The sequence below is a fragment of the Sulfurimonas sp. genome (genome assembly GCF_026991475.1).
GTDB lineage: Bacteria > Campylobacterota > Campylobacteria > Campylobacterales > Sulfurimonadaceae > Sulfurimonas.
Map to the genome: position 1 here is coordinate 1 of NZ_JALXBK010000016.1, position 13,980 is coordinate 13,980.

16 protein-coding genes and 5 tRNA genes are annotated in these 13,980 nt (G+C 37.4%); 17 read left to right on the forward strand and 4 right to left on the reverse strand.

The features are described from left to right. Positions 1–68: 68 nt before the first annotated feature. The 3 genes from MV589_RS01215 (at position 69) to tkt (ending at position 3,948) form a co-directional block, all read left to right on the forward strand. Positions 69–1,052, forward strand: a complete 984-nt coding sequence (locus MV589_RS01215; protein ID WP_297431280.1) for a DUF7488 domain-containing protein — start codon at positions 69–71, stop codon at positions 1,050–1,052. Positions 1,053–1,071: 19 nt separating this feature from the next. Beyond that, the gene (locus MV589_RS01220; protein WP_297431281.1) at positions 1,072–1,917 is read left to right on the forward strand and encodes a polyprenyl synthetase family protein; all 846 of its coding nucleotides are present in this window, start codon (positions 1,072–1,074) and stop codon (positions 1,915–1,917) included. A gap of 108 nt (positions 1,918–2,025) precedes the next feature. Then, complete coding sequence (tkt, locus tag MV589_RS01225) at positions 2,026–3,948, forward strand: transketolase (protein ID WP_297431283.1); 1,923 nt, start codon at positions 2,026–2,028, stop codon at positions 3,946–3,948. 11 nt (positions 3,949–3,959) lie between these two features. Here tkt and MV589_RS01230 read toward each other — a convergent pair whose 3' ends face one another. Continuing rightward, positions 3,960–5,519, reverse strand: a complete 1,560-nt coding sequence (locus tag MV589_RS01230; protein ID WP_297431285.1) for a nitroreductase family protein — start codon at positions 5,517–5,519, stop codon at positions 3,960–3,962. Between the two features lie 61 nt (positions 5,520–5,580). Continuing rightward, positions 5,581–6,480, reverse strand: coding sequence for an AEC family transporter (locus MV589_RS01235; RefSeq protein WP_297431287.1), 900 nt, complete (start codon positions 6,478–6,480; stop codon positions 5,581–5,583). A gap of 27 nt (positions 6,481–6,507) precedes the next feature. Between MV589_RS01235 and MV589_RS01240 the strand changes: the two genes are divergently transcribed. Next, on the forward strand, positions 6,508–6,828 hold the full coding sequence (locus MV589_RS01240; RefSeq protein ID WP_297431289.1) for a thioredoxin family protein: 321 nt from the start codon (positions 6,508–6,510) through the stop codon (positions 6,826–6,828). Between the two features lie 3 nt (positions 6,829–6,831). Here MV589_RS01240 and MV589_RS01245 read toward each other — a convergent pair whose 3' ends face one another. Both MV589_RS01245 and MV589_RS01250 read right to left on the reverse strand, forming a co-directional pair. Then, positions 6,832–7,581, reverse strand: a complete 750-nt coding sequence (locus MV589_RS01245) for a TrmH family RNA methyltransferase (protein WP_297431291.1) — start codon at positions 7,579–7,581, stop codon at positions 6,832–6,834. Positions 7,582–7,589: 8 nt separating this feature from the next. After that, positions 7,590–8,321: a YaaA family protein gene (locus tag MV589_RS01250; RefSeq protein WP_297431294.1), complete on the reverse strand. Its 732-nt coding sequence runs from the start codon at positions 8,319–8,321 to the stop codon at positions 7,590–7,592. A gap of 170 nt (positions 8,322–8,491) precedes the next feature. On the opposite strand from MV589_RS01250, the gene MV589_RS01255 reads away from it, so the two are divergent. The 13 genes from MV589_RS01255 to rplL all read left to right on the forward strand — a co-directional run bounded on the left by MV589_RS01255 (position 8,492) and on the right by rplL (position 13,834). Next, positions 8,492–8,568, forward strand: a tRNA-Thr gene (locus MV589_RS01255). 62 nt (positions 8,569–8,630) lie between these two features. Next, positions 8,631–8,715 (forward strand) — tRNA-Tyr (locus tag MV589_RS01260). Between the two features lie 10 nt (positions 8,716–8,725). Continuing rightward, positions 8,726–8,801: transfer RNA gene (locus MV589_RS01265), tRNA-Gly, on the forward strand. A 154-nt stretch (positions 8,802–8,955) separates the two neighbouring features. Further along, a tRNA-Thr gene (locus tag MV589_RS01270) sits at positions 8,956–9,030 on the forward strand. Between the two features lie 91 nt (positions 9,031–9,121). After that, on the forward strand, positions 9,122–10,321 hold the full coding sequence (tuf, locus tag MV589_RS01275; RefSeq protein WP_297431296.1) for an elongation factor Tu: 1,200 nt from the start codon (positions 9,122–9,124) through the stop codon (positions 10,319–10,321). 42 nt (positions 10,322–10,363) lie between these two features. After that, positions 10,364–10,516, forward strand: coding sequence for a 50S ribosomal protein L33 (rpmG, locus tag MV589_RS01280; protein WP_083778292.1), 153 nt, complete (start codon positions 10,364–10,366; stop codon positions 10,514–10,516). A 19-nt stretch (positions 10,517–10,535) separates the two neighbouring features. Beyond that, positions 10,536–10,611 (forward strand) — tRNA-Trp (locus tag MV589_RS01285). A 71-nt stretch (positions 10,612–10,682) separates the two neighbouring features. Next, a complete protein-coding gene (gene secE / locus MV589_RS01290) occupies positions 10,683–10,862 on the forward strand; it encodes a preprotein translocase subunit SecE (RefSeq protein WP_297431300.1) in 180 nt (59 codons plus the stop codon). 10 nt (positions 10,863–10,872) lie between these two features. After that, a complete protein-coding gene (gene nusG / locus MV589_RS01295) occupies positions 10,873–11,400 on the forward strand; it encodes a transcription termination/antitermination protein NusG (RefSeq protein ID WP_297431301.1) in 528 nt (175 codons plus the stop codon). A 20-nt stretch (positions 11,401–11,420) separates the two neighbouring features. Further along, complete coding sequence (rplK, locus tag MV589_RS01300; RefSeq protein WP_297431302.1) at positions 11,421–11,846, forward strand: 50S ribosomal protein L11; 426 nt, start codon at positions 11,421–11,423, stop codon at positions 11,844–11,846. Positions 11,847–11,911: 65 nt separating this feature from the next. After that, positions 11,912–12,604 carry a 50S ribosomal protein L1 gene (rplA, locus tag MV589_RS01305; protein ID WP_297431303.1) on the forward strand — a complete coding sequence of 231 codons (693 nt, stop codon included), beginning with the start codon at positions 11,912–11,914 and terminating at the stop codon, positions 12,602–12,604. 200 nt (positions 12,605–12,804) lie between these two features. Continuing rightward, positions 12,805–13,287: a 50S ribosomal protein L10 gene (rplJ, locus tag MV589_RS01310; RefSeq protein ID WP_297431304.1), complete on the forward strand. Its 483-nt coding sequence runs from the start codon at positions 12,805–12,807 to the stop codon at positions 13,285–13,287. 178 nt (positions 13,288–13,465) lie between these two features. Continuing rightward, complete coding sequence (rplL, locus tag MV589_RS01315) at positions 13,466–13,834, forward strand: 50S ribosomal protein L7/L12 (RefSeq protein ID WP_297431305.1); 369 nt, start codon at positions 13,466–13,468, stop codon at positions 13,832–13,834. Positions 13,835–13,980 lie beyond the last annotated feature (146 nt).

Here is a 13,980-nt window from a genome sequence, read left to right on the forward strand (position 1 = left end):
AACAAAATAGTGCTATGGGTATGCTTGGCGGTTTAGGTGCTTTGAATCCATCTGGCGGAAACAAGTAGGTGTTACGCCTATTTGTTTTGGCTCAACTTTTTTTACTCTCTCTTTATGCCTGCGATGGTACTTTCTCTTCTTGTATTAATAAAATAAAAGACTCACAATCTATTTACAAAAATAGACCTGCAGTAGTGGTGAAAAATCATCAACGTATTGTTTATTCACGGCAAATTCCAAATGCAGCAATAGTAAAATATGACCCTTTTTTGTCACTCTATCTTGTAAAAGATAGAACTAATTTTAGATACCCATTCACTTTTGATAATAAACTTCAACTTCATACCGCAATTGTAAATGTAGATGAAGCAAAAGCAGGCAAATTTATAAAACAACAGATAGGGCTTGATTCTTTTGGAAAATATAGTGCTTCTTTATCTAAAGCAGCACTTATTTTAAATAGTTGCTGCACCTTAGAAGGAGTGGTGACACCTGATGGTGTGATAGAAAAAGCGTATTTACAGCGATTTGTGAATAGAAAAAATGTTCTTTATGGGGATATTGGCATTCGTGTGAAAAATGATAAAAAGGGTTTTGTTATTGTCACTGCTAGTGATCCTTTTATGAAAAACAATCCTTTTAAAAAGGGAGATTGTATAATATTATACGATGCTAAGAAAACAGGCAACGCTGCAGAGCTTATGCGAAAGATTCTTTTTTCAGATATTGGCTCAAAACATAGTGTAAAGATTAAAAGAGATGCGAAATTTATAACATTTAAGGTAAAAGCTAATGAGAGATATGGCGGTGGTTATCTTAGTGATACTTTTTTAGAACAAAAAGGGATATATTTTGATAAAACTCTTCATATTACACGCCTTAATGGAAGCTTTAAAAATTATGGCTTAAAAGTCGGTGACAGGCTTAGAGAACTAAATGCAGTCGCAGTAAATAACCAAGAACAACTGCGTCTGTATATAGAAAAATATAAAGACTACTCTTCATTGCTTTTTGAACGCAATAAGTTCCAATTTTTTGTAAATATTAAGTAGAAAAAGACTAAAATTTCACATGCAAAACTTCGAGCAATTTTTACTAGAAAATTTACCAACATCAAAGAGCATCCATCCCCATTATGAGGATGCCTTGCAAAATATGCTTAAAGCTGGCGGCAAGCGTTTCCGTCCTGCACTTTTACTGGGTGTTGTTAATGCTTACAACCCTTTAATGCTCGACTCTGCCCGTTACGCTGCCTATGCGATAGAACTTTTACATACATATTCACTTATTCATGATGATTTGCCTGCCATGGATGACTCTCCACTTCGCCGTGGGAATCCTACTTTACATGTGGTTTTTGATGAAGTAACTGCCATTTTAGTAGGAGATGCACTAAACACCTATTCATTTGAAGTGCTTTCAAATGCTCCATTCTCAGATGAGACAAGAGTCAAACTTATAAGAGAACTCGCAACAAATGGCGGTTTAAATGGTATGGTTCTCGGGCAAGCCATTGATTGTTATTTTGAAAACAGACCGCTACAAATCGAAGATATTAAGATTTTACATACAAATAAAACTGCAAAACTTATAGCCGCTTCACTGAAAATGGGTGCTATAATTGTTGGGCGTGAGGATGTTGCACAAAAACTGTATGATTTTGGGATTAATTTAGGGCTGCTCTTTCAAATACAAGATGATATTTTAGATGTGACACAATCGAGCCAAGAAGCTGGTAAACTGACACATAATGATGAAGACAAAAATAGTTTTGTAACTATTTTGGGTTACGAGCGTGCAATGCAAGAGGCAAATGCTTTAGCACAAAGATTACTACAAGAGATGGATAATTTTGATGAGAGTTTACAAAGTGAATTGTCACCTCTATTAACCAAATATATAAACAGACACAAATAAATGAGAAACCGACTGCTTAGTGAACTTTTTTCCGAGGGCAAATCCTCCCTATGGTCTGAGCCTCTCCAAAAAGCCCACTAAGCAGTCTACTTAAAGGAAGAAAACAACATGAAGAATAACGTAATGCGCAAAAAGATGGCAGACACTATTAGATTTTTAGCAGCCGATATGGTTCAAAAGGCAAATTCAGGCCATCCGGGTGCACCGATGGGACTTGCAGATATTGCGGTTGTTTTAAGTGAACACTTAAACCACAATCCTAAAAACCCTGCATGGCTTAATCGTGACAGACTTGTATTTTCAGGTGGGCATGCGACAGGGCTTATCTACTCTTTGTACTATCTTTGGGGATATGGACTAGAACTTGAAGACTTAAAAGAGTTTCGCCAACTCGATTCAAAAACTCCGGGACATCCTGAGTATGGACATACTGCAGGCATAGAAATCACGACAGGACCACTTGGTCAAGGTGTGGCAAACGCAGTTGGTTTTTCTATGGCTTCAAAATTTACTGGGGCCCAAGTAAACTCCGATACAGCTGATTTAATTGATCATAATGTTTACTGTTTATGTGGTGATGGTGACCTTGAAGAAGGACTCTCTTATGAAGCATGTTCTATTGCAGGACATAACAAACTTGATAATTTAATCTTGATTTATGATTCAAATCGTATTACCATCGAGGGAACAACTGATTTGAGTATTAGTGAGAACATTACAGAGAGATTTGAAGCGCAAGGCTGGGATGTTTTAGAGTGTGATGGTCATGATTATGATGATATTGATGCGACACTTACAACTGCAAAAGCAAATACAAGACCGACACTTATTATTGCCAATACTATTATTGCAAAAGGTGCTGGAAAATTAGAAGGTTCTCATCATGCTCATGGTGCACCACTTGGTGAAGAGGTAATTGCTGAAGGGAAAAAAGCGGTAGGATTTGATCCTGAGAAAAAATTCTTTGTTGATGATGATGTACTTGCACGATTCAGATGTGCTGTTGAAGAGGGCGATTTACTAGAGCGTGAGTGGATTCACAGACAAAAGACAGTGCCGTTAATGGAACAAAATGAGGCATTAAAAGCACTCGAAAATCCTGATTTTTCAAGAATCCAGTGGCCAGAGTTTGATAAAGCCGATGCAACAAGAAATACAAATGGAAAAATCTTAAACGCAATTGCGCGTGCAGTGCCAAGTTTCTTGGGTGGCTCAGCTGACCTTTCTCCGTCGAACAAAACTTACCTCAATGACATGGGAACATATCCAAAAGGGCGTAATATCTACTTTGGTATTCGTGAACATGCTATGGCTTCCATTGCAAACGCAATGGCTCTTTATGGACCATTGAAACCATTTACATCTACGTTCTTTGTCTTCTCAGACTACCTCAAACCTGCAACGCGTATTGCCGCACTTGCAGGTATTCAACAGTTCTTTGTATGGACACATGACAGCATCGGTGTAGGAGAAGATGGACCAACACATCAACCAATAGAACACCTTTCACAGTTTCGTGCACTTCCTAATTTTTATGTATGGCGTCCAGCTGATGGTGCTGAAAATGTAGAGGCGTGGAAAACAGCGCTTGAGATGAGTAAATCTCCATCTGCATTTGTATGTTCTCGTCAATCTTTGGCACTCCTTCCAAAGGCGGTTAAAGGTGAAGCATCTCGTGGTGGATACCTCCTTGCAAGTGATGCAAACGCAGTCATCACACTTATGGCATCAGGAAGTGAAGTAGAACTAGCACTTAAAACAAAAGAGGCACTGAATGAAAAAGGTGTTCCTGCTAATGTTGTAAGTGTTCCATGTTATGACCTTTTCATAGAGCAAGAGCAATCTTACATTGATGAAATGATTATTCCTGATACGAAAAAAGTAGCCATAGAAGCTGCACGAGGACTTGAGTGGTACCGTTTTGCAGATGAAGTAATAGGTATGGACACTTTTGGTGCATCAGCACCTGCTGGACAACTCTTTGAGAAATTCGGCTTTACTGTTGATGCTATTTTAGAGAGAATTAAATAAAAAGAGGCTTATTAGCCTCTTTTGTATGCTTGCTGCGTTTGGATTCTACTATCCACATATCCCCGTCCGACTGTAAAATGGTAGAGTGACTGATAGCTGTTATTTTTCATCCCTAATATCTTTTTATGCACTAAATCATCTAAAAAACAGCCTATTCCTGTTCCTGAAAGCCCAAGTGATGTTGCTTCAAGATAGAGTTGTTGTCCTATGGCTCCACACTCCCAGTAGAGCTCTTTGTACCTGTGAGCATCACATTCTAAAAGCTCCTCTGCGTATCTGCAGAGCATTCCGAGTGAAAAGGCTCCGTCACTTGCTATGGCTTGATTGCAGCTGATGATTTTTGAGGCTTCTGTGTAGTCTGCTATCTCTAGTAGGTAGAGGTTTTTATATGATGTCTTTTGCCATAAAAATTCTGTTTTGAACTCTTTTTGCAACTCACCAAGCGCGGATTCTTCTCGCACAAGTATATAAAGCCCCTGTTTGTACTCTGCTACGCGATGGACAAACAAAAGTAGATGTGCTGCGTTTACTCTGCCATCTTGTGAACATGAAGCTGCGTTTAGCAGGGTGTGAAACTGCTCTGCTGAGATATGTGACTCCTCTTTGTCCATCACATGAATACTTCTGCGTTTGAGTATGACCTCTTTTGCATCCTTGCTAGGTTCTCGTTTGACTCTGCACGCTTGATGGATAAGTGGCAGAGCTTTTGAGGGTTCTGATGTGGCGGCTGCAATACGGGGAATAATCTCCCATTCATGCATTGAGGGGCTGAGTCTGTTTGCTATGCCCTCATATTGCTGTGGCAAATCTGCAAAGAGTGTAGTAAAATCGTATAAAGGATTACACGACTCTTTTGAGACAATAAAAAGCATATCTGCTATCTCATCTTCAAAAAAGCGCTCTTTTTGAGAGAGCCCAAAAAGTTTTTCTATCTCCGCATTACTAAGTGAGTCTATGTGGGTAAGCTTCCATCCTAAGAGTTTTGCTGAAACTGTAAGAGCATTGTATGCGTGTCCTGCATCGAGCTGCGTGTAGCGAAAAGCACGCTCGCCATATTTCCATGCCTCCCTCCACGGGATGCTTGAGAATCCAAGTAAAAAGCTCTCTTGTGGTAAACTTTGCCAAAAATCAGTATTAAACGCAGCGAGTTGTTCTAAAGTGTGCTCTTTTGGAGCGTAGTGCATAACAGTGCTTTGCTCATTTTCCATCATTGGAGGTAAAACAAGATAGCTCTCAGTCGGATGCAGGTTTCCACTTGAGGCATTACAACGCACAGCCCACGTACTGCCGCCTGAACTTTTCCATGCGGCAATGCCGAGTGAGAACTGCAGGAGTTGCAAGAGTGACTCTTTGAGCAGGGGTGCAACTGGAAGCTCTTCATCGAGCAGTGAGTAGGGTGGAGTGGGGTTTTCAAGCGCGATAGGAAGTACTATCTGCTTTGCACCTTTGTACTCCCGAAAAGGGTCAGGCTGTGTTGCCCAGTCCATATAGCCAAGTGATTTTGCATATCTTTGGTGTGAGTGTTTTGTGCGTTCATGGTAATCAAATACGATTTGTAGGTTTTTATTCATAGCTTTAGTGTAATCTTTTTTTCTTAAAAGTATCTAGAAAAATATTACTTAGCTGCTCCTCTTAAAGGAAGTGAAGAAGTTTTACACCTACAAAGATAACACCTAAAAAGAGTAGGGATGTAATAAAGACGAGAGCTGTGACTATTTTTGGTTCGCAATCATAAAGCGAAGAGAGATTTACATTTGCGATTGCTAAAGGTGTAAGTAGCTCTATAAATATAATTCCTTTTATCATACTATCAAGTTCTAAAAATGAGAGAACTACAAAAGCAAGAGTAGGTAAAAGTAAAAACTTAAAGCTTATGACCCAGCTAATGAGCGTTCTATTAATTTCACGAACTTTTGTTCCATAAAGATAGATACCAAATAAAATTAGTTGCATAGTAATAGAGGCGTATGCTCCCATCATAAGCATATTCATTATTGCTTTATTTGGACGATACCCATAGAGACTTAATCCTATTGCCATAAGTGCAGCCCAGAGTATAGGAAGCTTTAAAACATTTTTTAGTGATTCTGCTACACTAAAAGTACCTCGTGAGTAAAAATAGACGCCAATAGTATAGACAACAAAAATGTTCATTAAATTGACTATGGTTGTGTATGGAATGGAGGCTTCTCCAAAGATAGCGATATTGAGAGGGATACCAAGATTTGCTGTATTGCCAATGAGTGCTGCAACTACAGCTATGGAGTGCTCTTTTTTCTCATGAAAGAACTTTTTTGCAAAAAGAGCTGAGAACATAAGGGCGATAAGAATGATAATGAGATAGACAAAGGGTGCATAAAAGAGCGTTATGTCTATAGGACGCAGTAATAGTCCCCAAAAGGTTAAAAAAACCTGCAAGAAGTAGACATTTAAAAGCGTAATTGTTTTATCATCAATCTGTTCTTTAAAGGAACGTTTTGCTATATAACCGATAATGATAAAAAGGTAAATACTAAAAATTATTGAACTCATAATGCAATTATACTGTATAATTTCCCTATGAATAGAATCCAAGAGATAGAAAAAACAGTAAAAGAAAATTTGGCGGTGATGCTTTACTTTTCAGCACCAACTTGTAATGTCTGCCATGCACTTAAGCCAAAACTGCTTGAGGCGATAGAGACAAACTTTAAAGAGTTTAAAATCATAAGTGTAGATACATCGCTAGAGCAGGAAATAGCAGCACACTACAGTGTTTTTGCTATTCCTACGGTGCTTGTCTTTTTAGACGGTAGAGAGTTCTTACGTAAATCTCGTCATATGAGTGTTGATGAGGTAGTACGCGCTATACAACGTCCTTATGAGATTATGCTCTCATAAAGATTAGCACTTAAACGCAATGAGTGCAGCCGTGATTGCAACATTGAGTGACTCTACATCCCTTTGCATTGGAATGATGAGTTTTTTGTTACAGAGTACAGCAACTTCTTCGCTGACACCTTCACTCTCATTTCCTAAAACATAAATAGATTTCTTTTTTTCTTTTACATTGTAAATGCTCTCTGTTGCATCTAATGAAAGAGCATATATATTTGTATCGTGCATACTTTCAAGTACATCTTCGAGTTTGTCACAAAAGTAGATAGGAAGTTTAAAGAGTGTACCTGCACTTGCTTTAACGACAAGTGGAGAGATCTTTGCAGAGTTCTTTTTTGGTAGAATAATTCCATCTACATTGCCTGCAGCACATGAACGGATAATCATTCCTAGATTTTGTGGATTGTGAATGCCATCAAAAGCTATAATACGAAAAGAGCTGAGTTCTTTAAGCTTTGCTGCGTTTAGGTAGCTCTTGGAGATGATGTCTATGGCAACACCCTGATCTTGTTTGGCGTTTTTAGAGATGCGCGAGAGAGCATTTTTTTCGTGATGGGTAATTTCTATATTTCTCTCTTTTGCTAAACGCAGTATCTTTTTAATAGCACCGTCTGGCTTGTTTGAACTTGCCATATGGAGCTTGTGAATTTCTATAGAGTTGTCTTGGAGCATCTCTATAACGACATTACGCCCATAAAGGGTAATAATTTTCTCAAAAAAGGCTTTTTTCTCTTTGTACTCTTGTGAATCTTGCATATCTTCTCCTACTCTACTATGTTATAAACTATTTCAGTTTTGTTTTTTATCACTTTTATCTCAGCGACACTGAGTCCTTCAATCTCAAGTTGCATAAAGGTTTCCATGCTCTCAATGTTATGTTTAGCTATTTCACGCAACACTATACCTCTATAGGCTTTTGCCCAGTGACTCACTGTTTTTCCATTTTTTAAAAACTTGAGTGTAGTATAGGCTTTTGTGCTTTTGTAAAATTTATCATAATACCCAGCACGCAAATCAAGCACTTCATGTGCGCTAAGGTAAAGATCTATTTGGTAAGAGAAACGTTCTTTGTAAAATTTTTCCGGTGCAATATCTCCTATAGTATTGCCTTGTTTAACTTTATAGTTCGCAATTGGGTCTCCCCCAAGGAGTGGTCCATAAAGATTAGAGAAGATAAGTGTATTCTCCTGTAAAAACTTTTGTGCCTTAGCATCAAGCTCTTTGTATTTGAGATAATCATAGGCTACACCTTGATAACGCTCAATTGCAGGCATAAGAGAAGAGTTGAAAATATCGCAGATATAAGCTTTACATTCACTAAACTTTTTAAAGCCAAAGAGTTTTTTTATTGCCTCTTCATCTTGTGAAAGCACAATATCATTATAGGTATGGAGTATTTTATCTCTGGCACTGAGCGCTCCAAATATTATATCTTTTTTTGCAGTATTTCCACCGCTGTTTTTTCCTTCAGACGGAGAGAAGAGGATTTTTAACATATATATCCTTTATAAAATCTAGGAGAATTATAACTGTTTTATGGATAGAAAAGCCTTGATGCAGGCTTATAAAGCATCAAAAATGAGAAATTTAAAAGAAATCTCATATTTTTTCTAAAAACCCTTGACATTGAATTTCTTTTGCACTATAATTCTGGCTCAAATTCGATGCCGACATAGCTCAGTTGGCTAGAGCAGCTGATTTGTAATCAGCAGGCCCGGGGTTCAAATCCTCGTGTCGGCACCATTGAATTTTGAATATTAGAAACAGTGTTAGACCAGAAAAGACATTTTTAAAATGTATTAAGTGGTGGGATAGTCAAGTGGCCAACGACGGCAGACTGTAAATCTGCTCCCTATGGGTTCAGAGGTTCGACTCCTCTTCCCACCACCACCAATGACACGCGGGTGTAACTCAGTGGCTAGAGTTCCTGCCTTCCAAGCAGGCTGTCGAGGGTTCGAATCCCTTCACCCGCTCCATTGAACAAAACTTCTGGAAGCTGAAGTATAATTTCTACTTACTTCATATAACTATATATGGTATTTGTAAATATCATTTGTAGCATCTAATCACACTAATATTATCAGTATAGAGAAAGAGTCATGCAATGATTTCTTATATTTATTTCGCTGTGCTTATGTGGCTCAGTGGTAGAGCACTTCCTTGGTAAGGAAGAGGTCGTGGGTCCGATTCCCATCATAAGCTCCATGATAAACTATAATTTAATAAATTTAAGAAATAATTGAATGATTTTTGGGTATAATTCCATTTCAATTCACAATTAAAGTCGGAGGACACTATGGCAAAAGAAAAATTTGAACGTAATAAACCGCATGTTAACATTGGTACTATTGGACACGTTGACCACGGTAAAACTACATTAACAGCAGCAATTACTGCAGTACTTGCAGTAAAAAATGATGCAAAATTTATGGATTATGATGCAATCGATAATGCTCCTGAAGAGAGAGAACGTGGTATTACTATCGCTACTTCACATGTTGAGTACGAAACTGATAAACGTCACTATGCACATGTTGACTGTCCAGGTCACGCGGATTATGTTAAAAACATGATTACTGGTGCTGCACAAATGGATGGCGCGATTCTTGTTGTTTCTGCAGCGGATGGCCCAATGCCACAAACACGTGAGCACATTCTTCTTTCTAAACAAGTAGGTGTTCCTTATATCGTTGTTTTCATGAACAAAGAAGACATGGTTGACGATGAAGAACTACTTGAACTAGTAGAAATGGAAATTCGTGAACTTTTAGATATGTATGATTTCCCAGGTGATGACACTCCTATCACTGCAGGTTCTGCACTAAAAGCTCTTGAAGAAGCTAAAGCTGGTACTCTTGGTGAGTGGTCAGAAAAAATTGTTGCACTTATGGATACTGTTGATGAATGGATTCCAGAACCAGAACGTGAAACAGATAAAGATTTCTTAATGCCAGTTGAAGATGTATTCTCAATCTCTGGACGTGGTACTGTTGTAACAGGTCGTATTGAACGTGGTGTTGTTAAAATTGGTGATACTGTTGAAATCGTAGGTATCAAAGATACTCAAACAACTACTGTAACTGGTGTTGAAATGTTCCGTAAAGAGATGGATGAAGGTGTCGCAGGTGATAACTGTGGTGTTCTTATCCGTGGTATAGGTAAAGATGATGTTGAGCGTGGTCAAGTACTATGTAAGCCAGGTTCAATTACTCCTCATACAACATTTACTGCAGAAATTTATGTTCTAAGTAAAGATGAGGGTGGTCGTCATACTCCATTCTTTAATGGTTACCGTCCACAATTCTATGTACGTACTACAGACGTTACAGGTGCAATCACTTTACCAGAAGGTACTGAGATGGTTATGCCAGGTGATAACGTAAGTATTACTGCTGAGTTAATTCATCCAATTGCAATGGAAAAAGGTACTAATTTTGCTATCCGTGAGGGTGGTAGAACTGTTGGTGCTGGTGTTGTTGCAGAGATCATTAAATAAGTCGCTTTTGCGATTTATTTAATTTTTTAAAGGTTTTAAAATATGAGAGAAGCAATTCACTTAGGTTGTGAGAAATGTACTAGACGTAATTATCACACAACTAAAAATAAAAAGACTCACACTGAGAAATTTTCAGTACGTAAATACTGTAAATGGTGTAAAGAGCACACAAATCACAAAGAGATGAAACTGTAGTAACAGTTTCTCTCCCTTTAGGCGTATAGCTCCAATGGTAGAGCACCGGATTCCAAATCCGGGTGTTGGGAGTTCGAGTCTCTCTACGCCTGCCACCCATTTATTATTAGTGGAGCAATTTTGCTTTATTTATAAGAAATGATATATTAATATATGGAAAAATTAGATGGATTTAAGTAAACATATTCGTGATGCTAGACTGGAATTAAGCAAGGTAATCTTTCCAACGAAAGGTCAAGTGAAACAAGCTTATATTGCTGTAGTTATTGTTGTTTCTGCAGTAGCTGCATTTTTAGCATTGGTTGATTTACTTATGTCATCAATTATGTCAGTAATTTTAGGTTAAGGAGTAAGTAATGGCACATCAATGGTACTCTATTCAGACCTATGGCAATGACAGAGTTGTAAGAGATACAATCTTTAATGTGATTGAGGAGTTTGGGCTTCAAGATCAAATTACAGATGTAATTGTTCCTACAGAAGATGTTATTGAAGTAAAAGATGGTAAGAAAAAAGTGAGTGAGCGTTCACTCTATTCTGGGTATGTATTTGCAAGAATAGACTTAAATACAGAAATTCAACATCTGATTCAATCAGTTCCTAAGGTTTCTGGTTTTATTGGTGAGGGTAATGTCCCAACACCTTTAAGTGAACATGATATTAATGTAATACTTGATCGTGTAAATAATCGTGCTGCACCAAAACCAAAAGTATATTTTGATAATGGTGAAACAGTACGTATTATTGATGGACCATTTGCAAACTTTACTGCAACTGTAGATGAGTACGATTTAGAACATGGTACTTTAAAACTTAATGTTTCGATTTTTGGAAGAGCAACACCTGTTGACATCTCTTATACCCAAGTCGAAAAAATAATTTAAATTCATAAAAAGGAAAGATAATGGCAAAAAAAGTCATGGATTATATCAAGCTACAAATTGAAGCTGGTAAAGCAAACCCTGCTCCACCAGTTGGACCAGCACTAGGACAACGTGGTGTTAATATCATGGAATTCTGTAAAGCGTTTAATGAAAAAACTAAAGATAAAATGGGATTTAAAGTTCCTGTTGTAATCACTGTTTATAATGATAGAAGTTTTTCTTTTATCACGAAACAACCACCTGCATCTGCATTACTGATGAAAGCTGCTGGACTTAAAAAAGGTACGGACAATCCTCTTAAAAACAAAGTTGGATCAATCACTCGTGCTCAATTAATGGAAGTTGTTGAAGCTAAAATTGAAGATTTAAATACTGATGATAAAGAGATGGCTGCTAATACTTTAGCTGGTTCTGCTCGTTCAATGGGTATAGAAATTAAAGAATAGTTTTTAAAATCATCGACCACAGTGATTCAAAACTTTGTGGCAGAATTATTAATGGAGAATTTGTAATGAGCAAAAGATATAAACAATTATTAGAAAAAATTGATAATACTAAATCTTATGGAGTTGAAGAAGCTTCTTCAACTGTAAAAGATTTAAAAAGTGCAAAATTTGACGAAACTGTTGAAATTGCTATGAATTTAAATGTAGATCCTCGTCATGCTGATCAAATGGTACGTGGTGCTGTTGTTCTACCTCACGGAACTGGTAAAACTGTACGTGTTGCAGTATTCGCTAAAGGCGCTAAAGCTGATGAAGCTAAAGCAGCTGGTGCTGATATTGTTGGTACTGATGATTTAGTTGCACAAATCAAAGAGGGAATTTTCAACTTTGATGTTGTTGTTGCTGCACCTGATTGTATGGGACTTGTTGGACAAATCGGTCGTATTTTAGGGCCAAAAGGTTTAATGCCTAACCCTAAAACTGGTACAGTTACTCCAGATGTTGCTACTGCTGTTAACAATGTTAAAGGTGGTCAAGTCAACTTTAGAGTTGATAAAAAAGGTAACATTCACGCTGGTATTGGTAAAGCAAGCTTTGATGCAAAACAAATCGAAGAAAATTTAACTACTTTCTTGGTTGCTATCAATAAACAAAAACCAGCTTCTGCAAAAGGTCGTTATATTCAAAATGCTGCTCTTAGTTTAACTATGAGTCCTGCTGTTAAACTTGATGTAATTGCACTAGCAGACATTAAATAGCCTTATACCCTTTTTGGGTAGGTTATTTTATATCTAAATTTTTATTTTGAAATAATTTTATTTTAAAGTAAAGATTTTCATACTTTTGGAAATCTGAATTACTTGGACTAAAGATAGATGGGGGTTTCTACCGTGTTGGTAGTAAGCTTAATCGGCCTTTCCCGCCCCTCTTGAAGTTATGTCTGAGAAAGGAGAACTATATGTTAAAGTCAAAAAAAGCTGAAGTAATAGCTGACTTAACAACTGCATTTGCTGATACTACTGCTGTAGTAATCTGTAACTATAAAGGTCTTACAGTTAGCAAATTAGAAGTGTTAAGAAAAGCTGCTCGCGCTAAAGACACAAGTGTTCAGGTTGTAAAAAATACTTTAGCAACAATCGCATTAAACAATGCTGGTATGGCTGGTGTAGAGATCAAAGATACAAACATTTTTGTTTGGTCTGATGATGTTATCAGTGCTGCTAAAATTGCTGCTGATTTTGCTAAAGATAATGAACAATTTGTTATCAAAGCTGGTTATTTAGATAAAGAACCTGCAGACGTAGCTAAAATTGAAGCGTTTGCTAAACTTCCTGGTCGTGAAGAACTTCTTGGTATGCTTGCTGCTACTTGGATGGCTCCAATCACAAATATGGCTGTTGGAATCGATGCTTTACGCAAAAAGAAAGAAGAAGAAGCTTAGGTTTCAATTCAATAAACAAATGTGTGAAATAAGTTCACAAGGGAAAATATCGCACTAGTGCGATGAGCCTCCCGCTGAGGGAAACCTAGTGTTAGTATAGCTAGCTGGATTATTCCAGATAGCGTACTAAAACAGTAAAAGGTTTCCTTAATTTTTGAAAAAATAAAGGAATTATATTATGGCTGTAACTAAAGAAGACGTATTAGAATTTATCTCTGGTTTATCTGTTCTTGAGCTTTCTGAGCTTGTAAAAGAATTTGAAGAAAAATTTGGTGTATCTGCACAACCTGTTGCTGTAGCTGGTGGAGCTGTAGCTGGTGAAGCTGCTGCTGAACAAACTGAATTCAATGTTGTTCTAACTGATGTTGGTGCGAAAAAAATCGGTGTTATTAAAGCTGTTCGTGCTCTTACTGGTCTTGGACTTAAAGAAGCAAAAGAAGCATGTGAATCACTTCCATCTACAATCAAAGAGGGCGTAGATAAAGACAGTGCTGAAGAAGCAAAAACTGCTTTAGAAGAAGCTGGTGCTGTTGTAGAAGTTAAATAAGGACTCTTTAGTACCTTATCATAGGAAAATTTATTTTCCTATGTCTACTTGCAAATCGGGCGCTTTAGCGAAGAGATTTATTCTTTTGGCTAAAGTGCCCTTATGTCGTTTATAAGCACTATAAAAAAATCTCTTGATACACAAGA